This is a genomic window from Azospirillum oleiclasticum, assembly GCF_013423485.1.
GTDB classification, from domain to species: domain Bacteria; phylum Pseudomonadota; class Alphaproteobacteria; order Azospirillales; family Azospirillaceae; genus Azospirillum; species Azospirillum oleiclasticum.
The window spans coordinates 380,126-399,814 of the sequence record NZ_JABFFR010000005.1; the positions used below are offsets into that span (position 1 = coordinate 380,126).

The 19,689-nt window shown below is 68.2% G+C and carries 20 protein-coding genes; 2 read left to right on the forward strand and 18 right to left on the reverse strand.

All coding sequences use genetic code 11. The annotated features are described in order from the left end of the window. Nucleotides 1-83: 83 nt before the first annotated feature. The gene (locus HL658_RS09535) at nucleotides 84-2,123 is read left to right on the forward strand and encodes an ATP-binding protein (protein WP_180281706.1); all 2,040 of its coding nucleotides are present in this window, start codon (nucleotides 84-86) and stop codon (nucleotides 2,121-2,123) included. A gap of 15 nt (nucleotides 2,124-2,138) precedes the next feature. On the opposite strand, the gene HL658_RS09540 is transcribed toward HL658_RS09535, so the two are convergent. From HL658_RS09540 to HL658_RS09610, 15 genes are all read right to left on the reverse strand, one after another. Continuing rightward, nucleotides 2,139-2,837 carry an HAD-IA family hydrolase gene (locus HL658_RS09540; RefSeq protein WP_180281707.1) on the reverse strand — a complete coding sequence of 233 codons (699 nt, stop codon included), beginning with the start codon at nucleotides 2,835-2,837 and terminating at the stop codon, nucleotides 2,139-2,141. A gap of 7 nt (nucleotides 2,838-2,844) precedes the next feature. Beyond that, entirely contained in the window at nucleotides 2,845-3,501 is a 657-nt protein-coding gene (gene rpe, locus HL658_RS09545; RefSeq protein ID WP_180281708.1) for a ribulose-phosphate 3-epimerase, read from the reverse strand. Between the two features lie 121 nt (nucleotides 3,502-3,622). Continuing rightward, on the reverse strand, nucleotides 3,623-3,988 hold the full coding sequence (locus tag HL658_RS09550; RefSeq protein ID WP_180281709.1) for a ribulose bisphosphate carboxylase small subunit: 366 nt from the start codon (nucleotides 3,986-3,988) through the stop codon (nucleotides 3,623-3,625). 22 nt (nucleotides 3,989-4,010) lie between these two features. Further along, complete coding sequence (locus tag HL658_RS09555) at nucleotides 4,011-5,423, reverse strand: form I ribulose bisphosphate carboxylase large subunit (RefSeq protein ID WP_180281710.1); 1,413 nt, start codon at nucleotides 5,421-5,423, stop codon at nucleotides 4,011-4,013. Nucleotides 5,424-5,445: 22 nt separating this feature from the next. Continuing rightward, complete coding sequence (fba, locus tag HL658_RS09560) at nucleotides 5,446-6,510, reverse strand: class II fructose-bisphosphate aldolase (protein ID WP_180281711.1); 1,065 nt, start codon at nucleotides 6,508-6,510, stop codon at nucleotides 5,446-5,448. A 29-nt stretch (nucleotides 6,511-6,539) separates the two neighbouring features. Then, nucleotides 6,540-7,418: a phosphoribulokinase gene (locus tag HL658_RS09565; RefSeq protein WP_180281712.1), complete on the reverse strand. Its 879-nt coding sequence runs from the start codon at nucleotides 7,416-7,418 to the stop codon at nucleotides 6,540-6,542. Nucleotides 7,419-7,552: 134 nt separating this feature from the next. After that, nucleotides 7,553-8,101 (reverse strand): hypothetical protein, encoded by a 549-nt coding sequence (locus HL658_RS09570; RefSeq protein ID WP_180281713.1) that lies wholly within the window; start codon nucleotides 8,099-8,101, stop codon nucleotides 7,553-7,555. A gap of 190 nt (nucleotides 8,102-8,291) precedes the next feature. Continuing rightward, nucleotides 8,292-9,278 (reverse strand): branched-chain amino acid ABC transporter permease, encoded by a 987-nt coding sequence (locus HL658_RS09575; protein ID WP_180281714.1) that lies wholly within the window; start codon nucleotides 9,276-9,278, stop codon nucleotides 8,292-8,294. A 3-nt stretch (nucleotides 9,279-9,281) separates the two neighbouring features. Further along, the gene (locus tag HL658_RS09580) at nucleotides 9,282-10,169 is read right to left on the reverse strand and encodes a branched-chain amino acid ABC transporter permease (protein ID WP_180281715.1); all 888 of its coding nucleotides are present in this window, start codon (nucleotides 10,167-10,169) and stop codon (nucleotides 9,282-9,284) included. A 30-nt stretch (nucleotides 10,170-10,199) separates the two neighbouring features. Beyond that, nucleotides 10,200-10,907, reverse strand: coding sequence for an ABC transporter ATP-binding protein (locus HL658_RS09585; RefSeq protein WP_180281716.1), 708 nt, complete (start codon nucleotides 10,905-10,907; stop codon nucleotides 10,200-10,202). Continuing rightward, on the reverse strand, nucleotides 10,900-11,667 hold the full coding sequence (locus tag HL658_RS09590; RefSeq protein WP_180281717.1) for an ABC transporter ATP-binding protein: 768 nt from the start codon (nucleotides 11,665-11,667) through the stop codon (nucleotides 10,900-10,902). The genes HL658_RS09585 and HL658_RS09590 overlap by 8 nt, the downstream gene beginning before the upstream one ends. A gap of 99 nt (nucleotides 11,668-11,766) precedes the next feature. Next, entirely contained in the window at nucleotides 11,767-12,969 is a 1,203-nt protein-coding gene (locus HL658_RS09595; protein WP_180281718.1) for an ABC transporter substrate-binding protein, read from the reverse strand. Nucleotides 12,970-13,049: 80 nt separating this feature from the next. Continuing rightward, on the reverse strand, nucleotides 13,050-13,829 hold the full coding sequence (locus HL658_RS09600) for a 3-hydroxybutyrate dehydrogenase (protein ID WP_180281719.1): 780 nt from the start codon (nucleotides 13,827-13,829) through the stop codon (nucleotides 13,050-13,052). A gap of 30 nt (nucleotides 13,830-13,859) precedes the next feature. Next, a complete protein-coding gene (gene kce / locus HL658_RS09605) occupies nucleotides 13,860-14,798 on the reverse strand; it encodes a 3,5-dioxohexanoate:acetyl-CoA acetone transferase (protein ID WP_180281720.1) in 939 nt (312 codons plus the stop codon). Between the two features lie 71 nt (nucleotides 14,799-14,869). Beyond that, on the reverse strand, nucleotides 14,870-15,781 hold the full coding sequence (locus HL658_RS09610; protein WP_180281721.1) for a 3-hydroxyacyl-CoA dehydrogenase family protein: 912 nt from the start codon (nucleotides 15,779-15,781) through the stop codon (nucleotides 14,870-14,872). A 272-nt stretch (nucleotides 15,782-16,053) separates the two neighbouring features. Between HL658_RS09610 and HL658_RS09615 the strand changes: the two genes are divergently transcribed. Beyond that, nucleotides 16,054-17,478: a sigma-54 interaction domain-containing protein gene (locus HL658_RS09615; RefSeq protein ID WP_211109693.1), complete on the forward strand. Its 1,425-nt coding sequence runs from the start codon at nucleotides 16,054-16,056 to the stop codon at nucleotides 17,476-17,478. 314 nt (nucleotides 17,479-17,792) lie between these two features. Here HL658_RS09615 and HL658_RS09620 read toward each other — a convergent pair whose 3' ends face one another. The 3 genes from HL658_RS09620 to HL658_RS09630 all read right to left on the reverse strand — a co-directional run bounded on the left by HL658_RS09620 (nucleotide 17,793) and on the right by HL658_RS09630 (nucleotide 19,533). Then, nucleotides 17,793-18,017: a hypothetical protein gene (locus tag HL658_RS09620; protein WP_180281747.1), complete on the reverse strand. Its 225-nt coding sequence runs from the start codon at nucleotides 18,015-18,017 to the stop codon at nucleotides 17,793-17,795. Between the two features lie 37 nt (nucleotides 18,018-18,054). Continuing rightward, nucleotides 18,055-18,672 carry a hypothetical protein gene (locus HL658_RS09625; RefSeq protein WP_180281748.1) on the reverse strand — a complete coding sequence of 206 codons (618 nt, stop codon included), beginning with the start codon at nucleotides 18,670-18,672 and terminating at the stop codon, nucleotides 18,055-18,057. 423 nt (nucleotides 18,673-19,095) lie between these two features. Beyond that, nucleotides 19,096-19,533 carry a DsrE family protein gene (locus tag HL658_RS09630; RefSeq protein WP_180281749.1) on the reverse strand — a complete coding sequence of 146 codons (438 nt, stop codon included), beginning with the start codon at nucleotides 19,531-19,533 and terminating at the stop codon, nucleotides 19,096-19,098. Nucleotides 19,534-19,689: the final 156 nt, after the last annotated feature.

A 19,689-nucleotide genomic window follows, 5' to 3' on the forward strand; every position in this document is an offset into this window, starting at 1 on the left:
ATTCCGGGACCGCGGGCAAAGGAAAACCCGCTATGATGGGAGCGGAATGTCCGCGGACGCCGCGGGGTGCGAACGAGGCGTGGATGATGGGCTTTGGACGGGTGGGGGTGTCGCACCGGCTGACCGCCGGGCTGATGGCGATCACCCTGCTGACCGTGCTGGCGGCCGGTGTGGCGCTGTATGGTGTGGACCGCTTCCGTGACGGCTTCGACCGCATCGCCAAGGTGCGTGTCGGCGATCTGGTCGGGGTGGCGCGGCTGGCGCAGCACGCCCAGGCGATCGCCGTCACCGCCCCGCGACTCGCCGCCACCATCGATCGTTTCGAGCGCGAACGGGCGATGCGGCATCTGGACGACCTGTTCGGGCAGCTCACCGTGCTGTTCGACGAGCTGCCCGGCCTCGATCGCGACACCGCCGCGGTGCAGGCGCTCCTGCGCTACCGGCAGGAGTTCATCGACAACCTGCGCCGGCTCGACCGGCTGGTGGGCGACCGCCACACCGCCGAGCAGAGGCTGCGCGAGCGGCTGGAGGCGGTGAACACGGTCGGGCGCGACGCGCGGGCGGTGCTGCGATCGCTGATGGAGGACACCGACCGCCGGTTCGAGGAGGGGGGCGACCCCCACGCGCTCTACACCGAGGTCCGCGTGGGGCAGGATTGGCTGGCGGCGTTCGACGAGGGCGTGACGTCCGCGCTGGTCGGGGCGTCGGCGGCCAACGAGGGGGCGCTCGACCGGCTGATTGCGGCGCATGGGGCGGCGATGGGGCGGACGGCGCTGGCGCTGGAGCGGCTGCCCGCCGCCGCCGCCAGCCACCTGCGGCCGGTGGTCGGGCGGCTGGCACAGGCGGCGGACGCGGAGGACGGGGTGTTCGCCACGCGTCTCGCCCTGCTGGTGGGGCAGCGCCAGATCCAGGGGGCGCTGAACCGCATCACCACCGTGTCGGGACAGTTCGTCGCCGCCTCCTCCAACCTGTTCGTGGACGCCCGCACCGCGGTGGAGAAGGACCGGGCCGAGTTCGCGGTGCTGATGGACCGCGGGGCGGAGCTGCTGATCGCGTTGGTTCTGGTCAGCCTCATCGCCGCCGGGCTCGTCGTCGCGCTGCTGCGGCGGCGCGTGATCGCGCGGCTGCTGGAACTGCAGCGCTGCATGCGCGCCCGCGCCGACGGCTATCCGGTGCCGATCCCGGTGGAGGGCAACGACGAGCTGGCCGACATGGCCGCCGCCTTCGCCTTCTTCGCCCGTGAGATCGACCGGCGGGAGGCCGATCTGCGTGCCGCCAAGGAGCAGGCCGAACGCGCGCTGGACGACCTGCGCGAGGCGCAGGACCAGCTCGTGAGCACGGAAAAGCTTGCGGCGCTGGGCGGGCTGGTGGCAGGCGTGGCGCACGAGATCAACACACCCATCGGCGTGGCGCTGACCGGCGCCTCCTTCGTCCACGATCGGGCGGAGGAGCTGCAGGCTCAAGTGCTGGAGGGGCGGCTGAAACGGTCGGAGTTCGAGCGCGGCGTGACCCAGCTCACCGAGACCTGCCGGCGGGTGCTGTCCAACATCGAGCGCGCGGCATCGCTGATCCAGAGCTTCAAGCAGGTCGCCGTCGACCAGACGAGCGGCGATCGCCGCCGCTTCCAGATCGGCCGCTACATCGGCGACGTCGCCGCCAGCCTGGAGCCGAAACTGCGCTCCGCCAACGTCCGGGTGCGCGTGCTGTGCCCGCAGGATGTGGAGATCGACAACCACCCCGGCGTGCTGTCGCAAATCCTCACCAACCTGATCATGAACAGCCTGACCCACGCCTTTCCCGCCGGCGAGGACGGGTCCGGCCGGGGCGGGACGGTGGAGATCGCCGTCGGCGCCGAGGGCAACGGCCAGATCGCGCTGCGCGTCAGCGACGACGGCCAGGGCATGACGCCCGACGTGCTGGCCCGCGTCTTCGACCCTTTCTTCACGACGCGCCGCGGCAGCGGCGGCACCGGACTGGGGTTGCACATCGTGCACAATCTGGTGTCGAAATCGCTGGGCGGCCGCATCACCGTGACCAGCACACCCGGCGCCGGCACCAGCTTCAGCCTGAGATTCCCGGCCGACGCGCCGGCCGCGGCGGATACGACGGCGGAGCCGGCATGAACGGCGGCCCGCCCGTCAGCGGTCGCCGCCGGCGTGCAGGCGCCGGATGGCGTCCAGCCCGGTGGACGACAGGTCGGTCAGCACGGCCAACGCTCCGGTGAAATCGTCGCCCGCCGTGTAGGCGCTCTCGGTCACCAGCGTGGGGATGCCCGCGGCGAGCGCGGCGCTCAGGCCGTTCACCGAATCCTCGATCGCCAGACAGGCGGCGGGCGGCAGCGCCAGGGCGTCGAGCGCGCGGTGGTAGACCTGCGGGTCCGGCTTCTTGGCGGGCGCGTCCTCCGCCGTCATCACCGCGGCGAACGCGGCCAGCGGCGGGGAGTCGCCGTTGCCGGCGAACAGCGCCTCCACATTCACGCGGCTGGTGGTGGTGGCGATGGCGAGGGTGATGCCGGCCACAAGCGCCTGCGTGATCAGGGGCGCCACGCCGGGCCGGAAGGGCACATCACCGCGCGCGACGGCGGTGGTGTAATGCGCGGTCTTGCGGCGGTGGAGCGCCGCGACCAACGCATCCGTGGCACGGCCGGGCTCCTCGCGCTCGAGGAAGGCGCGCAGCCGCTCCTTGCCGCCGGCCACGCCCAGCAGATCGCGGTAGAGCGGCTGGTCCCAGCGCCAGGGCAGGGCGAGCTCCGCGAAGGCGTGGTTGAAGGCGGTGCGGTGCGCCTCCTCCGTTTCCGCCAGCGTGCCGTCGACGTCGAGGATCAGTGCGCGCAGCATCGCCGGTTCAGCCGCGCAAGTTGCGGATGTTGGCGGCGTAGGCGTCCGGTCCGCCGGCGAAGGTGGCGGTGCCGGCGACCAGCGTGTCGGCCCCGGCCTCGATTGCCAGCGGTGCCGTCGCCGCGGTGATGCCGCCGTCCACCTCCAGCGCGATGGGCCGGCCCAGCTCGTCGATGGCGCGGCGGAGCGCGCGGATCTTGGGGAGCTGGCTGTCGATGAAGCTCTGCCCGCCGAAACCGGGGTTCACCGTCATCACCAGCAGGAGGTCGATGTCGCCCAGCAGATGCTCGACGGCGGCGAGCGGGGTGGCGGGGTTCAGCACCACACCGGCCTTCTTCCCCTCCGCCTTGATGAGCTGCACCGTGCGGTGCGGGTGCGGGCCGGCCTCCGGGTGGAAGGCGATCAGGTCGGCCCCGGCGCGGGCGAAGGCGGGGATGAAGGGATCGACGGGGGCGATCATCAGATGCACGTCGAAGGGCTTGGCGCTGTGTGGGCGCAGCGCCGCAACGACCGCCGGGCCGATGGTGATGTTGGGGACGAAATGGCCGTCCATCACGTCGATGTGGATCCAGTCGGCCCCGGCCTCGTCCACCGCCCGCACCTCCTCGCCCAGGCGCGCGAAATCGGCGGACAGGATGGACGGGGCGATGCGGATGGCGGGCATGGCGGGCCTCCAGGGTGGGACTGCGGGGGAAGACAAGGCCCCCTCCCCGGACGCCGGGGGGCGCCGCGGGGAGGGGTAGGAACGGCGCGCCGGCCGAGAGGAGCGCCGAGGGGAGGGAGGGTCAGGCGCCGGGGCGGTGGCCCGGACGATGGATGGTCACGCAGGTCCCCTGCGTCTGGCGCCGGTTGTCGTAGCCCATCAGCCGGATCATGTGGCCGGGATGCTCGCGGTGGCAGGCCTTCACCTCGTCCAGCACGGCATCGACGGAGCGTTCGGCGAACAGCGGCAGCTTCCACATGTACCAGTAGCTGCCGCCGGCGTGCTCCGGTTCCGAATGCTCGATGGCGGGGGTCCAGCCCTTGGCGATCACGTAATCGACCAGCGTGCGCAGCCGCGCGCCGTCCATCTCCGGCAGGTAGGAGAAGGTGCCGTAACGCCGGCTGCGCGCGTCGTCGAGGCTGGAGCGGTAGTCCTGGATGGCGGTCATGGGGTCGTCTCCTCGGAAGGGGTCACACCGCGGCCAGCTTGTCCACGGTGTCGAAGTCGAAGCGGATTTCCTGCCAGGTCTCCATCGCCACGCGCAGCTCGCTGCTGTGCTGGCTGGCGCCGGTCAGGATCTCGCGGGCCTCGCGCTCCAGGTTGCGGCCCTCGTTGCGGGCCTCGACGCAGGCTTCCAGCGCCACGCGGTTGGCGGCGGCCCCGGCGGCGTTGCCCCAGGGGTGGCCCAGAGTGCCGCCGCCGAACTGGAACACCGCGTCGTCGCCGTAGATCGCCAGCAGCGCCGGCACGTGCCAGACATGGATGCCGCCGGACGCCACCGGCAGCAGGCCGGGCATGAAGCCCCAGTCCTGGTCGAAGAACAGGCCGCGGGCGCGGTTCTCCGCCACACGCCGCTCGCGGACGAGGTCGATCCAGCCGAGCGTCGCCTCGCGGTCGCCCTCCAGCTTGCCGACGACGGTGCCGGTGTGCAGGTGGTCGCCGCCCATCAGCCGCAGCACCTTCGCCAGCACGCGGAAATGGATGCCGTGGTTGGGGTTGCGGTCGAGCACGGCGTGCAGCGCCCGGTGCACGTGCAGCAGCATGCCGTTCTGGCGGCACCAGTTGGCGAGCGAGGTGTGGGCCGTGAAGCCCGCCGTCAGGTAGTCGTGCATGATGATGCGCATGCCGAGCGACTTGGCGTGCTCGGCGCGCCGGAACATCTCCTCCACCGTGGGGGCGGTGACGTTGAGGTAGTGGCCCTTGCGCTCGCCGGTCTCGGCCTCCGCCTTGTGGATGGCCTCGGCCACGAAGTCGAAGCGCTGGCGCCAGCGCATGAAGGGCTGGCTGTTGACGTTCTCGTCGTCCTTGGTGAAGTCCAGCCCGCCGCGCAGGCATTCGTACACCGCGCGCCCGTAATTCTTGGCGGACAGCCCCAGCTTCGGCTTGATGGTGCAGCCGAGCATGGGGCGGCCGTAGACGTTCATCAGGTCGCGCTCGACCGTGATGCCGTGCGGCGGGCCGCCGCAGGTGGTGACGTAGGCCAGCGGGAAGCGGATGTCCTCCAGCCGCAGCGATCGCACCGCCTTGAAGCCGAACACGTTGCCGGCGATGGAGGTCAGCACGTTGACGACCGAGCCCTCCTCGAACAGATCGAGCGGGTAGGCCACGAAGGCGAACCAGCTGTTGGTCTGGCCCGGCACCTTCTCGATGCGGTAGGCGCGGCCCTTGTAGTGGTCGAGGTCGGTCAGCAGGTCGGTCCACACGGTGGTCCAGGTGCCGGTGGAGCTTTCCGCCGCCACCGCGGCGGCGGCCTCCTCCGCGTCCACACCGTCCTGAGGAACCACTTTGAAACAGGCCAGCAAGTCGCTGTCCCGCGGGGTGTAATCCGGTTCCCAGTAGGTCGAGCGGTAGTCCTTGACGCCCGCGCTGTAGGCTTTGCTCATGGCGGCATCTCCTTGAAGATTTTCAATGGACCGTGGGCGCCAGCGCGCCGGCCTTGTAGCGCTTCGCCATCTCCGGCAGCGGGATGGGCGTGATGCGCGGCGCGTTGCCGGCGGTGCCGAACTGTTCGAAGCGCTGTTCGCACAGCGCCTGCATGGCGGCCATGGCCGGCTTCAGAAAGGCGCGCGGGTCGAACTCGGCGCGTTTCAGGGCCGCGACCTTGCGGAACTGGCCGGTCATCGCCATGCGGCAGTCGGTGTCGATGTTGATCTTGCGGACCCCGAAGCGGATGCCGTTGACGATCTCCTCCACCGGGACGCCGAAGGTCTGGGGCATCTCCCCGCCATGCTCGTTGATGATGTCCTGCAGCTCCTGCGGGACGGAGGAGGAGCCGTGCATGACCAGATGCGTGCCCGGCAACCGCTCGTGGATCGCCTTCACCACATCCATGGCGAGGATGTCGCCATCCGGCCGGCGGGAGAATTTGTAGGCGCCGTGTGAGGTGCCCATGGCGACGGCGAGCGCATCGACCCGCGTGCGCGCCACGAACTCCGCCGCCTGCACGGGATCGGTCAGCAGCTGGTGGCGGCCGAGCGCGCCCTCGAAGCCGTGCCCGTCCTCCGCCTCGCCCTTGCCGCTCTCCAGCGAGCCGAGGCAGCCAAGCTCGCCTTCCACCGAGACGCCGACCATGTGCGCCAGTTCGGCAACGGTGCCGGTGACGGACAGATTATGGGCGTAGCTGGCCGGGGTCTTGGCGTCGGCCTCCAGCGAGCCGTCCATCATCACCGAGGTGAAGCCGTTGGTGATGGCCGACAGGCAGGTGTCCACGTCGTTGCCGTGGTCGAGATGCAGGCAGACGGGGATCTCCGGGTAGAGCTCCACCGCCCCCTCCACCAGCCGCCGCAGGATGGGATCGCCGGCGTAGGCGCGCGCCCCGCGGCTGGCCTGGAGGATGACCGGCGAGGCGGTGCGCCGCGCTGCGTTCATGATCGCCAGGAGCTGTTCCATGTTGTTGATGTTGAAGGCCGGCACCCCGTAGCCGCGCTCGGCGGCATGGTCGAGGAGCTGGCGGAGCGTGATCGTCGCCATGGGTCGGGTCTCCCGCGGGCGGTGGCTGGTTACGAGCGCCAGGCGCGGCGCTTCTCGTCCATCAGGCGCCAGATGAAGGGGGTGAAGATGAGCTGCATCGCCATCTCCATCTTGCCGCCGGGCACCACGATGGTGTTGGCGCGCGACATGAAGCTGTCGTGCAGCATGTTCAGCAGGTAGGGGAAGTCGATCCCCTTGGGGTTGGCGAAGCGGATCACCACGAAGCTCTGGTCGGCTGTGGGAATGTGCCGCGCGATGAAGGGGTCGGAGGTGTCCACCGTCGGCACCCGCTGGAAGTTCACGTGGGTGCGGGTGAACTGCGGGCAGATGTAGTGCACGTAGTCGTGCATGCGCCGCAGGATGGTGTCGGTGACGGCTTCCGTCGAATAGCCGCGGGTGGCCTTGTCGCGGTGGATCTTCTGGATCCACTCCAGATTGATCACCGGCACCACGCCGATCAGCAGGTCGGGGTGGCGGGACACGTCCACCTCGCCGCAGGCGACGGCCCCGTGCAGCCCCTCGTAGAAGAGCATGTCGCTGGCCGGCAGGTCCTCCCACGCGGTGAAGGTGCCGGGGGGCTGGTTGTAGGGGGCGGCCTCCGCCGCGTCGTGCAGGTATTTGCGGTAGCGGCCGGTGCCCGTCTCCGCGTAGGTGCGGAACATCGCCTCCAGCTCGGGGAACAGGTTCGATTCAGGCCCGAAATGGCTGAATGTGTGATCGCCCGCCGCCAGCCGCTGCGCCAGCTCCGCCTTCATCTCCACGCGGTCGAAGCGGTGGAAGCTGTCGCCCTCGACGATGGCGGCCTTCACGGCCTCGCGCCGGAAAATCTCCTCGAAGGTGCGGGTGACCGAGGTGGTGCCGGCCCCGGACGAGCCGGTGATGGCGATGATGGGGTGCCGTGCCGACATCCTGGGGCCCTCCGTGGCGGTTGCGATGGAGGAAGCCTACGGGGGCGGCGCCTTGCCCGGAACGCCCGGGCAGGCAGGGGTGGGAACTCTCCGGGGTGGGGTCGCACCTAGCCGGTCGGGCAGGGCGGCGACCGCTACCTTGGCGGGAACGGTGTGTTCGGCTTGTTCAAGGCGTTCTTGAAAGCGTTCATCATGGCGGTCATTTGGTCAAACGACTGTTGCTTCTTGTCCATCAGCGCCTGAAGTCTCAGGAGAGACAGCTGCAAATTGGCGGTCACCGTATCGATCTTCGTTTTCAACCAAGTCGTGGCATCGCTGAATTGCTGCTGATTCCACGGCGTGGCCGTGTTGCCGGAGAAACCCGCGTCCTTGAGGAAGGCGTCGAGCTTTGCGGTGTTGCCACTGTTCGAAAAGGTGAGCTGTCTGACATCGACCGTAACGGTCGGCGACGATGGGCGTTTCTGCTCAAGCAGGTTCAAAGCCGGCTTCGCAAGCGACAACCAATTGTTCATGTTTTGTATATTGGTCAATTCGTCCTGAATGCTTTTATCCAGTGCGGCGATGCGCTCGGCATAAACCGCGGCGATCTGGTTGGCCAGATCGCCGCTGCTTCCCGAGGACTGCTGACCGTTCGTCGCATGGGACACGGTGGTGGTGATCTTCGAGCTGAGAACGGCGGGCATGCGGACGGTCCCTTCCATCGTCTCACGGTCGCGCGATCCCCACCCGCTGGCATCGTCCCGATCTGTCCAGCCGCCGGTCGAATTGACCTGTCCCGTGATTGTTGAAAAGGCAATCTAACATACCCCGCTGTGCAGAACCATCCCGCCGTTCCTGCCGTTCCCGTGCCGGTCAGCACCGGCTGTTCGCCCCTCAGGTGCTGCGGCGGCGCAGGTGGTGGGCGATCTCGCCCACGATGCCGCGGCGGAAGAGCAGCACGCAGACCACGAAGATGGCGCCGATCACCACCGGCACCGGCAGGCTGGTGGCGGCCAGATAGTTGCCCAGCGCCACCACGAAGCCTGCGCCCACCACGGGACCCAGCAGGGTCCCCATGCCGCCCAGAAGCGTCATCAGCACCACCTCGCCCGACATCTGCCACGTCACGTCGGTCAAGCTGGCGAGCTGGAAGACCAGCGCCTTGGTGCCGCCCGCCAGCCCGGCGAGCGAAGCCGACAGCACGAAGGCCAGCAGCTTGTAGCGTTCCGTGCGGTAGCCCAGCGACACGGCGCGCGGCTCGTTCTCGCGGATCGCCTTCAGCACCTGGCCGAAGGGGGAGTGCACGGTGCGCCAGATCAGCGCGAAGCCGGCCAGGAACACCGCCAGCACGAAGTAATACATCACCAGCGGCTGGTTCAGGTCGAACAGCCCGAACAGCCGGCCGCGCGGCACGCCCTGGATGCCGTCCTCGCCGCCGGTGAAGGGCAGTTGCAGCGCCAGGAAGAAGACCATCTGCGACAGCGCCAGCGTGATCATCGCGAAGTAGATGCCCTGCCGCCGGATCGCCAGCGCCCCGAAGACGAGGCCCATCAGGGCCGCCGATGCGGTGCCCAGCAGGATGCTGAGCGCCGGCTCCAGCCCCCACACCTTGGCGGCGTGCGCGGTGACGTAGGCCGCCCCGCCGAAGAAGGCCGCATGCCCGAAGCTGAGCAGCCCGGCGAAGCCGATCAGCAGGTTGAAGGCGCAGGCGAACAGCGCGAAGCACAGCACCTTCATGACGAAGACGGGGTAGAGCAGGAAGGGTGCGGCGACCGCCACGCCGAGGCCGAGGAGGATCAGGGCGATGCGGGTGCCGCGGTCGCGGTCCGCCGTGTGCGGTGCCGCGGCCGGAAGGACGGCGCTTGAAATCTTGCTGGTCATGGCTCAGCGCTCCCGCCCGAAGAGGCCCGCGGGCTTGATGAGAAGGACGATCGCCATCACGACGAACACCACGATGTTGGACGCCTCGGGGTAGACGACCTTCGCCAGCCCCTCCAGCAGCCCCAGCCCCAGCCCGGTGACGATGGCGCCCAGGATCGAGCCCATGCCGCCGATCACCACCACCGCGAAGACGACCACGATGAGGTTCGAGCCCATCAGCGGATTGACCTGATAGATCGGCGCGGCCAGAACGCCGGCCAAGCCGGCCAGCGCCACCCCGAAGCCGTAGGTCAGCGTGACCATGACCGGCACGTTGATGCCGAAGGCCTGCACAAGCGTCGGGTTCTCGGTGGCGGCGCGCAGGTAGGCGCCGAGCCGCGTCCGCTCGATGGCGTACCATGTGCCCAGACAGGTGATCAGCGAAGCGACGATCACCCAGCCGCGGTAATTGGGTAGGAACATGAAGCCCAGATTCTGGCCGCCGCGCAGCGCGTCGGGGATAGGGTAGGGCTGGCCGGAGGCACCGTACCAGTGGCGGAACGCCCCCTCCAGGATCAGCGCGACGCCAAAGGTCAGCAGCAGGCCGTAGAGATGGTCCAGCTTGTACAGCCGGCTCAGCATCGTCTTCTCCAGCACGACACCGAACAGCCCGACCAGCAGCGGCGCCAGCAGCAGCGCCGGCCAGTAGCCGATTCCGAAATGCTGCATCAGCAGCCATGCGGCGAAGGCGCCCACCATGTAGAGGGCGCCATGCGCGAAGTTGATCACGTTGAGCATGCCGAAGATCACGGCAAGCCCAAGGCTCAGCAGGGCGTAGAACGACCCGTTGATCAGCCCGAGCAGCAGTTGCCCGAACAGCGCCTGCGTCGGGATTCCGAACAGCGTGACCATGCGGCCAGCTCCTCCCTGGTGTTTCTTGACTCAGACCCCGAGATACGTGTGCAGCTTCTCGCTGTTGGCGGCGAGCTGGTCGTTGGGGATCATGTCCACGACGTGGCCCTCCTCCATCACGTAGTGGCGGTCGGCGATGGTGGCGGCGAAGCGGAAGTTCTGTTCCACCATCAGGATGGTGAAGCCGCGCCGCTTCAGCGCGTGGATGGCGCGGCCGATCTGTTCGATGATGACGGGGGCGAGACCCTCGGTCGGCTCGTCGAGCAGGATCAGGTCGGCGCCGGTGCGCAGGATGCGGGCGACCGCCAGCATCTGCTGCTCGCCGCCGGACAGCCGGGTGCCCTGCGTGGAGCCGCGGCCCACGAGGTTGGGGAACAGCTCGTGAATCTGCGCGACCGTCATGCCGCCGGGCTTCACCACCGGCGGCAGCGTCAGGTTCTCGTCCACCGACAGGCTGGAGAAGATGCCGCGCTCCTCCGGCACATAACCGATGCCGAGCCGGGCCACCCGGTGCTGCGCCATGCCGACCAGCTCGGTGCCGCGGAAGCGGATGGAGCCGGTGCGCTTGGACACGATGCCCATCACCGCACGCATGGTCGTGGTCTTGCCCGCACCGTTGCGGCCGAGCAGCGTGACCACCTCGCCCTGCCGCACCTCCAGCCCCACCCCGTGCAGGATGTGGCTTTCGCCGTAGAAGGCGTGCAGGTCGGCGATTTCCAGCATGGGGGTGTCAGGCATGACCCGCCCCGTGGGTTCCGGTGCCCATGTAGGCCTCCATGACCTCGGCGTTGCGCGACACCACCGCGTAAGGCCCCTCCGCCAGGACCTCGCCGCGGCGGAGCACGGTGATGGTGTCGGACAAATGGGCGACGACCGACAGATTGTGCTCCACCATCAGGATGGTGCGGTCGGCCGCGACGCGCTTGATGAGGGCCGCCGTGCGCTCGATGTCCTCGTGCCCCATGCCGGCCAGCGGCTCGTCGAGCAGCATCACCTCAGGATCGAGCGCCAGGGTGGTGGCGATCTCCAGCGCGCGCTTGCGGCCGTAGGGCAGTTCCGCCGCCGTGTGGCCGGTCCAGGGGGTGAGGTTGACCGCCTCGATCAGCGCCGTCGCCCGCTCGTGCAGCGCGTGCAGGGAGGATTCCGCCTTCCAGAAATGGAAGCTGGTGCCCTGGTGCCGTTGCAGGGCGACCCGGACATTCTCCAGCACCGTCAGGTGCGGGAACACCGCCGAGATCTGGAAGGAGCGCACCAGCCCCAGCCGCGCCACGTCGGCCGGCCGCATGGCGGTGATGTCGCGGCCCTTGAACAGGATGCGGCCCGCCGTGGGCGGCAGGAATTTGGTGAGCAGGTTGAAGACGGTGCTCTTGCCGGCCCCGTTGGGGCCGATCAGCGCGTGGATGGTGCCGCGGCGGACCTGGAGGTTGACCTCCTTCACCGCCGTGAAGCCCTTGAACTCCTTGGTGAGTCCGACGGCCTCCAGGATCGTGTCGTGCATCGTCGTGGGTCCGGTTGCCGGCCAGGATGTGGAAGGGCGAGCGTGTGGAAGGGCGAGGAGAGGGGCGGGGAACCCGTCGGCTCCCCACCCGTCGCGCCGTCACTTCACAAGCGGGCAGCCGCTCTTCTTCGGGTCGATGTAGGCCTGGTCGCCGGGGATGTCCTTCAGCACCTTGAAGTAATCCCAGGGATGCTTGCTCTCCGCCGGGGTCTTCACTTGGAGCAGGTACATGTGGTTCATGACGCGGCCGTTGTCGGCGATGCGCACGTCCTTCATCATCATGTCGTTGACCGGCATGCCGCGCATCTTGGCGGCGACCTTGTCGGGATCGTCGGTGCCGGCTTCCTGCACCGCCTTCAGGTAATGCTTGACGGAGGAATAGACGCCGGCCTGGTTCATCGACGGCTTGCGCCCCGTCCGCTCCTCGAAGCGCTTCGACCAGGCGCGGGTCTCGTCGGTCATGTCCCAGTAGAAGGAGTTCGCCAGCGTCAGGCCCTGCGCGATGGGCAGGCCCAGCGCGTGCACGTCGTTGATGTTCAGCAGCAGCGCCGCCATCGTCTGGCCGCCCTGGGGCAGGCCGAATTCGGACGCCTGCTTGACCGCGTTGATGGTGTCGCCGCCGGCGTTGGCGAAGCCGACGACCTGGGCGCCCGACGACTGCGCCTGCAACAGGAAGGACGAGAAATCCGAGGTGCCGAGCGGGTGGCGCACGCCGCCCTTCACGGTGCCGCCGATCTCCTTCAGGGTGCTGGCGGCCTCGGCCTCAAGCGAATGGCCGAAGGCGTAGTCGGCGGTGAGGAAGTACCAGCTCTTGCGGCCCTGCTCGACCAGCGCGCGGGCGGTGGCGGAGGCGACGGCGTGGTTGTCCCAGGTCCAGTGGAAGCCGTAGGGGCTGCACTCCTTGCCCGTCAGGTCGGTGGAGCCGGGGCCGGACATCAGGAACAGCCGCTTCTTGTCGCGGGTGATCACCTGCACCGCCAGCGCCGCGGCGGAGTTCGGCACGTCGGCGACGACATCGACCTTCTCGGTGTCGATCCACTGGCGGGCGAGGTTGGCGGCGATGTCGGCCTTGTTCTGGTGGTCGCCGACGATGATCTCGACCTTGGTGCCGTTGACGGCGTTGCCGAACTCCTCGGCCGCCAGCCGCGCCGCGATGGCCGAGCCCTCGCCGTTGATGTCGGCGTAGATGCCCGAACGGTCGGACAGCATGCCGATCTTGATGACGTTGTCCGACATCTGCGCGTGCGCCGCGCCGGAGGCCAGAGTGGCGAGGGCGGTGCCGGCAAGAAGGATGCTGCGCATGGTTCGCTCCCTTGGGTGGTGTTTTCTGTGGTTGGGACGGGCCGGCGGTTCGGCCGGCCCGGCTGTGTCAGTGGGCCGGCTCAATGGGTGGTGTAGCCGCCGTCCACCGGGATGGCGGCTCCGGTGACCGACGCCGCGGCGTCGGAGCACAGGAAGGCGATCATCTCCGCGACCTCCTCCGGCTGGACCGGCTTGCCGGTCGGCATCCGCTGGAGGAAGACGGTGTTGAGGACCTGATCCTCGGCCAGGCCGGTCACCTGCGCCTGCTGGGCGATCTGCCGCTCGATGATGGGGGTCATCACCGTGCCGGGGCACACGGCGTTGCAGGTGATGCCGTGGGGTGCCGCCTCGATCGCCACCGCCTTGGTCAGCCCGACCAGCCCGTGCTTGGCGGCGACATAGGCCGGCTTGTGCGGCGCCCCGACCATGCCGAGGACGGAGGCGGTGTTGACGATGCGGCCCCAGCGCCGCTCCATCATCGACGGCAGCACCGCCTTGATGGCGTGGAAGGCGGCGCTGAGGTTGACCGCCAGGACGAGGTCCCACTTCTCCTCGGGGAACTCGTGCAGCGCCGCGACATGCTGCACCCCGGCGTTGTTCACCAGGATGTCGATCGGCCCCAGCGTGGCGGCGGCCTCCGCGATCAGGCCGCGGGTCTCTTCCGGCCGGCTGAGGTCGGCGGGGGAGAAGACGACCGTGGAGCCGGTCTCCGCCGCGATCCCGGCGCAGAGACGCTCGATCTCCTCCCGGTCGCCCAGCCCGTTCAGCACAACGTTACAGCCGCGCGCGGCCAGCAGGCGGGCCGTCGACAGGCCGATCCCGCTGGTGGCCCCGGTCACGACCGCGTTTCTGTTCTTCATCTCGTTCACTCCGTTGGCGCCGGGTCCGGCTCAGAAGGCGGTCTGGTCGCCGCCCTTCAGGCCGAGCCGCGCGCGCGCCTCGGCGGGGGTGGCTATGGTGAGCGACAGTTCCTCCAGGATGCGTCTGATCTTCGCGACCTGCTCGGCGCTGTTGCGGGCCATGCGGCCCTTGCCGAGGTACAGGCTGTCCTCCAGCCCGACGCGGACGTTGCCGCCCATCACGCCGGCCATGGTGACGAAGGGCATCTGGTGGCGGCCGGCGGCCAGCACCGACCATTCGTAGGCGTCGCCGAACAGATGGTCGGCGGTCTCGCGCATGAAGACGAGGTTGCGGTGCTCCGCCCCGATCCCGCCGAGGATGCCGAAGATCGTCTGCACGAAGAGCGGCGGTTTCACCAGCCCGCGGTCGAGGAAATGGGCGAGGTTGTAGAGGTGGCCGACGTCGTAGCACTCGAACTCGAACCGCGTGCCGCAGCCTTCACCCAGATGCTCAAGAATGTAGGCGATGTCGCGGAAGGTGTTGCGGAAAATGAAGTCGTCGGTGCTCCGCAGATAGGGCTCTTCCCAATCGTGCTTCCAGTCCTTGTAGCGGTCGGCCAGCGGGAAGATGCCGAAGTTCATCGAGCCCATGTTGAGCGAGCACATCTCCGGCTTGGCCAGCAGCGGGGCGGCCAGCCGCTCCTGCACCGTCATGGCGAGGGAGCCGCCGGTTGTGATGTTGAGCACCGCGTCGGTGGACTGCTTCAGCCGCGGCAGGAACTGCATGAACACTGCCGGATCGGGCGACGGCTGCCCGGTCTGCGGGTCGCGGGCGTGCAGATGCAGGATCGCGGCACCGGCCTCGGCGGCGCCGACGCCCTGCTCGACGATCTCGTCCGGCGTCACCGGCAGCGCGTCGGACATGGTCGGGGTGTGGATCGACCCCGTCAGCGCGCAGCTTATGATGACCGGTTTCGATGATGCGGCCATGCTGTGGCCCTCCTGTGTGCCCGGCGCGTTGGGCCGGGGATCGTGGTGTGTGTCTCGGGTGGGTGCGGCGGTCAGCCGCCTGCGGGATTATCCAGGCGGCGGAGATGGGCCGCCAGACGGCTGTGGGTTTCAACCGTCTGCGCCTCCGTCCAGGTCCGGAAGCCAGCGCCCGTCTTCATGCCGAGCCGGCCGGACGCGACCAGCTCGCGCAGCAGCGGCTGCGGCTCGGCGGAGCGGTCGAGATCGCCCAGCAGATAGCCGTGCACCGCCAGCGTCAGGTCGGTGCCGACGAGGTCGGCGTTCTCCAGCGGCCCGAGGACGGCGAGGCGGCGGCCGAAGCTGGCCTTGACCACCGCATCGACGGTCTCCGCGTCGCAGACCCCGTTCTGGACGAGCGCGATCGCCTCCCGCCACAGCGCGTGCTGCAGGCGGTTGCCGATGAAGCCGGGAACGTCCTTGCGGACATGCACCGGCGTCTTGCCGATGGCGGTGAGCAGCGCGATCATCGTGGCGATGGCGGTCTCGGCGGTGTCCGGCGTCTGCACCACCTCGACCAGCGGGATCAGGTGCGGCGGATTCCACCAGTGGGTGCCCATGGCGCGGGATTTGTTGCGCAGCGGCTCGACGATTTGGGTGATCGGGATCACCGACGTGTTGCTCGCCAGCAGCGCGTGCGGCGGCGCCACCGCCTCCATCGCCAGGAAGACGCGCCGCTTGAGGTCGAGATCCTCCGGCACCGCCTCGATCACCACATCCGCCTCGGCCGCGGCCTCTTCCATGGTCGCGCAGGCGTGCACGCGGCCGGCGGCGCCGGTGTCGCGCCCCAGCTCCTCCAGGTTCCGGCGGATACGGTCGGTGATCCCCGCCCGCCGGGTCGGATCGGGCTCCAGCACATCGACGCGGTGCCCGGCCTCCGCGAAGGCCTGCGCGATCCCGTGCCCCATGAGCCCGGCGCCGATGATGCCGATGCGACGGCCTGTCATGTATCCTCCCCTCGGTCCCGGACGGCGGTTCTTTGTCGCCAATCCTCCGGTTGCCAATACTGTTAGCAATGTGTGTGCCAAACTAAAATTCCGTTCTTTTTCAGTGGTTTGATTGGGAGAATGGGGTGCGTGCCGGGGCATCCGTCCCGGATTTGGCACACGCTCGGATGTCGGGGCGGCCTGCACCCCGCAAATCAGGCCTTTCCAACCGTCCCGGATTTTGACACACACTGTCCGGAATACTGACAGACGGGCAGGGGAGGGACACGGCCATGCGGATGGAGCTGAACGGGCATTTCGCCGCCGCCCGCGACCTGATGACGATGATCGACGAGATGATCGACGGCGCCATCCTGGTGGACAAGGACGTCCGCATCCTGTGGTCCAACGACAAGCATGTCTGGTTCACCGACCAGCGGATGGCATCGCTGGGCCTGCGCTCCCCGGCGGATCTGGTCGGCCGGCCGGTCGAACAGGTGATCCCGCACAGCCGCATGCGGGAGGTGGTTGAGACCGGCCGTTCGCTGCCGCTGGACATCATGCGCTACGGCGACCACACGCTGCTGGTCAGCCGCCTGCCGCTGCGCGACGGCGATGGTGCTGTCATCGGCGCCATCGCCTTTGCCCTGAAGAACAGCCTGACCTATCTCCGCCCGATCGCCGAGCGCTTCAACACGCTGCAGACCCGCCTGGCGCGGATGGAGCAGGAGCTGGCCGCCAGCCGGGCGCCGAAATACACGGTGGAGAATCTGGTCGGCTTCAGCCCGCCGATGCTCCAGGTGAAGCGTCTCGTGCGCAAGGCCGGGCAGAGCGGGTCGGGCGTGCTGCTGCTGGGCGAGACGGGGACCGGCAAGGAGCTGGTGGCGCACGCGATCCACGCCGCGTCCGAGCGCGCCGACCGGCCCTTCGTCGGCGTCAATGTGGCCGCGGTGCCGGAGAATTTGCTGGAGGCGGAGTTCTTCGGCGTCGCGCCCGGCGCCTACACCGGTGCCGCCCGCCAGCCGCGCCCCGGGAAATTCCAGCTCGCCCATGGCGGCACGCTGTTCCTGGACGAGATCGGCGACATGCCGCTGCCCCTGCAGGCCAAGCTGCTGCGCGTGTTGCAGGAACGGGAGGTGGAGCCGCTGGGGTCAAACCAGATCGTCACGGTCGATGTGCGCATCATCGCCGCCACCAGCCGTTCGCTGCCGGACATGGTGCGCGCCGACGCCTTCCGCGCCGATCTCTACTACCGTCTCAACGTCTTTCCCATCCAGCTGCCGGCGCTGCGCGACCGCAAGGAGGATTTGGAGATCCTGGCTTCCCTGTTCTCCGAACGGGCCGCCGCCGGCATCAACCAGCCGATGCGCGAGCTCACGCCGTCGGCGCTCGACCGGCTGCACGCGCACGACTGGCCGGGCAACGTGCGCGAGCTGGCGAACGTCATCGAGCAGGTCTATGTCCGCACCGACGGGCCGCGCATAGAAGGTGCCGATTTCGCCGACATCCTGCCGGCCGCGAGCCGCCCGACCCAACCGGCCCGCAGCCGCCCGCTCGCCGAGGCGGTGGATGAGCTGGAACGCACCCTGATCCAGAAGGCGCTGGAGGAGTCCGGCGGCAACAAGCTGGAGGCCGCCCGCGCGCTGGGCCTGTCACGCACGAACCTGTACGCCAAGCTCCAGAAGCACGGGATCGGGTCGGCCAGTCCAAAGGCATAGGTGCGGATTGGCCTGTAATACCAACTGCACGAGAGCTTGACTCGTGCCGTTGGAGGGCCGCGACCGCGGCCCCACGCCCGCATGGGCGTGAAGGCAAGGGGCCGGATGGCCCCGCCCGCCGTATGAGGGTGCCTTGGACGTGTCAACGTCCATGGCCGATGGTATGAGCCCTCGGCCGGCGTGCGTCAGCCCAGGCAGCGCCACGGCGTGCCGTTGTCCCGATCCCCGACAACAACGGCGCAATCCTGCCCGGCTGGACGGAAGGGTACGCCGACCGGTCGGCGTACCCCTCGTCGCGCTTCGCACCCGCGGGATCAGGTCCGGCGGAACGTCACCACCATGCCGCTGAAGGACCCCGGCAGCGTGACGCCGTACTGCTGGGTGTTCGCCACCACGTTCCCCGCCCGGGTCGGGCCGGACGCCACGGCGTTCAGGCCGTCGTTGGTGGACATCGTCACCGTGACGTTGGTGTTCGTGATCTGCTGGCTATCGGGCTGGTAGTTCCACTGGTTCTGCCCGTCGACCACCATGTATGCCATGTGCTTTCCCCCATGCGCCTTGCGTTCGTGATCGGTGTCAGCCGACGACGAACGTACCGGTGGCCGCGTTGTAGGTCGCGGTCTGGGAGGTCGTCGTGGTCAGGTCGATCGTCGTGGAGTTCGACGACACGGTGGAGACGACCGCACCGTTGTCGACGTTGGACTCCACGAATACGCAGATTCTCTCGTGCGGCTGGAAGATCGCGTGCTGTCCGGGCAGGACCGAGACGGCGTTCACCGGGCCCGTGATCACGCGCGTGCCGTTCACCGATGCCGCCTGCCGAAGGCCGAAGGTCAGGGCACCGCCGTTCTCATTCCCCGTGGCGTACTGGGTCGGCGACACGGTCCAGGTATCGGGCACGGCGGCCGACTGGAACGTGTTGTGTTGGAACGGGTATTCGACGCCGGTCTGGGCCGGATCGACGATCGAGCATTGGGTGATCATCGCGCCGGTCTCGATCTGGCTGGTTGAGGCGTAAATGCCGTACTGCCCGCTCCAGATAACCACGTTTTGTTGAAACGGCGCGAATGTCACCCAGGCCGTCCGACCGCCACCACCGGTCACCGATTTGACCAGAACGACCTTCTGCCCCGCGCGGTTGATTGCGTCCACAGCGGCATGCGGGAAATTGAGAATGAGGGAATAAGACTTCACGGGCAGCCTCCATCTCATTTTTGTTTGCCTACCCTTAGATTCTATTGCGTGCAATCGCATGCAATTCTAATAGTCCAGCCACAAAGACCTACCGATGCACTCGGAACGAGTCAAAGGAGGTTTCTGTCGAAAGAATAAATGATGCCACGAGCCATCCCGACGTGAATCCACCGGAGCTGTGCGGGTCGCTGAAGTCGCTCTCCACCGCCAGCCACATCTCTGTGAGAAGACGGCGTTCCCATGCGGCCATCGCGGCATAAGCCACTGATATCATTAGAGAGTCGCACTTCGACCTTGAATCCACCCGGCCTACAGCAAAAAGTTTGATAACTAACATTATGGAAAATATCCGCGGCGTTCGGATGGAATGACGCTTCGATCGGGCTGCCGGCCATCCCGAACGAAGCGTCATTCCATCGCCGCTCAGAAGGTGAAGTAACGCACGTCGGACGTCAGCATGAAGTCGGAGACGACCGGTGGACGGGTCGGCTTCACCCCGTCGATCAGGTCGGCCTCGGTCTTGCCGCCGCTGTTGGGCAGATAGAGCGCGCACAATTCCACCGTGGCCCCACCCTGGATCAGGCCCTGCATCATCTGCTGTGGAGTCTTGCCGGATGGCTTCATCGCCGGGCCGGCGTTCGCCTTCAGGGCCAGATCGCCGCCGGGGCCGCACAGCAGCATGCGGACGGGGACCTTCTTCTTCACCGCTTCCGCGGACAGGATCATCGCCATGGCCTGGGTCTGGGCGTCGGGGCTCGTAACGACGACGAACAGCGGGTGGTCGCCGTCGGCGCGGGCAGGAACCGTGGCGACCGCCGTGGCGGCAAACAGCAGCGCCGTGGCGAGGATGCGGGCTTTCATGGTGGAACTCCTATGCGGGTGACGATCGGGGCCGTTCGTCACCCGCATGTTTATATTAGAATAATATCATATTCAACCGGTGGCGCGCTGGTCGCGAGTGGATCGGGTGAGGCCGTCAGTACCGCATGGTGACGGTGATTTGGGCACGACGGACAA

What these genes read in the sequence shown, in the direction of transcription:
- HL658_RS09535 (WP_180281706.1), top strand. Translation starts at nt 84, where the DNA reads ATGATGGGCTTTGGACGGGTGGGGGTGTCGCACCGGCTGACCGCCGGG.
- HL658_RS09540 (WP_180281707.1), bottom strand. Translation starts at nt 2,837, where the DNA reads ATGCTGCGCGCACTGATCCTCGACGTCGACGGCACGCTGGCGGAAACG.
- rpe (WP_180281708.1), bottom strand. Translation starts at nt 3,501, where the DNA reads ATGCCCGCCATCCGCATCGCCCCGTCCATCCTGTCCGCCGATTTCGCG.
- HL658_RS09550 (WP_180281709.1), bottom strand. Translation starts at nt 3,988, where the DNA reads ATGACCGCCATCCAGGACTACCGCTCCAGCCTCGACGACGCGCGCAGC.
- HL658_RS09555 (WP_180281710.1), bottom strand. Translation starts at nt 5,423, where the DNA reads ATGAGCAAAGCCTACAGCGCGGGCGTCAAGGACTACCGCTCGACCTAC.
- fba (WP_180281711.1), bottom strand. Translation starts at nt 6,510, where the DNA reads ATGGCGACGATCACGCTCCGCCAGCTCCTCGACCATGCCGCCGAGCGC.
- HL658_RS09565 (WP_180281712.1), bottom strand. Translation starts at nt 7,418, where the DNA reads ATGTCGGCACGGCACCCCATCATCGCCATCACCGGCTCGTCCGGGGCC.
- HL658_RS09570 (WP_180281713.1), bottom strand. Translation starts at nt 8,101, where the DNA reads ATGCCCGCCGTTCTCAGCTCGAAGATCACCACCACCGTGTCCCATGCG.
- HL658_RS09575 (WP_180281714.1), bottom strand. Translation starts at nt 9,278, where the DNA reads ATGACCAGCAAGATTTCAAGCGCCGTCCTTCCGGCCGCGGCACCGCAC.
- HL658_RS09580 (WP_180281715.1), bottom strand. Translation starts at nt 10,169, where the DNA reads ATGGTCACGCTGTTCGGAATCCCGACGCAGGCGCTGTTCGGGCAACTG.
- HL658_RS09585 (WP_180281716.1), bottom strand. Translation starts at nt 10,907, where the DNA reads ATGCCTGACACCCCCATGCTGGAAATCGCCGACCTGCACGCCTTCTAC.
- HL658_RS09590 (WP_180281717.1), bottom strand. Translation starts at nt 11,667, where the DNA reads ATGCACGACACGATCCTGGAGGCCGTCGGACTCACCAAGGAGTTCAAG.
- HL658_RS09595 (WP_180281718.1), bottom strand. Translation starts at nt 12,969, where the DNA reads ATGCGCAGCATCCTTCTTGCCGGCACCGCCCTCGCCACTCTGGCCTCC.
- HL658_RS09600 (WP_180281719.1), bottom strand. Translation starts at nt 13,829, where the DNA reads ATGAAGAACAGAAACGCGGTCGTGACCGGGGCCACCAGCGGGATCGGC.
- kce (WP_180281720.1), bottom strand. Translation starts at nt 14,798, where the DNA reads ATGGCCGCATCATCGAAACCGGTCATCATAAGCTGCGCGCTGACGGGG.
- HL658_RS09610 (WP_180281721.1), bottom strand. Translation starts at nt 15,781, where the DNA reads ATGACAGGCCGTCGCATCGGCATCATCGGCGCCGGGCTCATGGGGCAC.
- HL658_RS09615 (WP_211109693.1), top strand. Translation starts at nt 16,054, where the DNA reads ATGCGGATGGAGCTGAACGGGCATTTCGCCGCCGCCCGCGACCTGATG.
- HL658_RS09620 (WP_180281747.1), bottom strand. Translation starts at nt 18,017, where the DNA reads ATGGCATACATGGTGGTCGACGGGCAGAACCAGTGGAACTACCAGCCC.
- HL658_RS09630 (WP_180281749.1), bottom strand. Translation starts at nt 19,533, where the DNA reads ATGAAAGCCCGCATCCTCGCCACGGCGCTGCTGTTTGCCGCCACGGCG.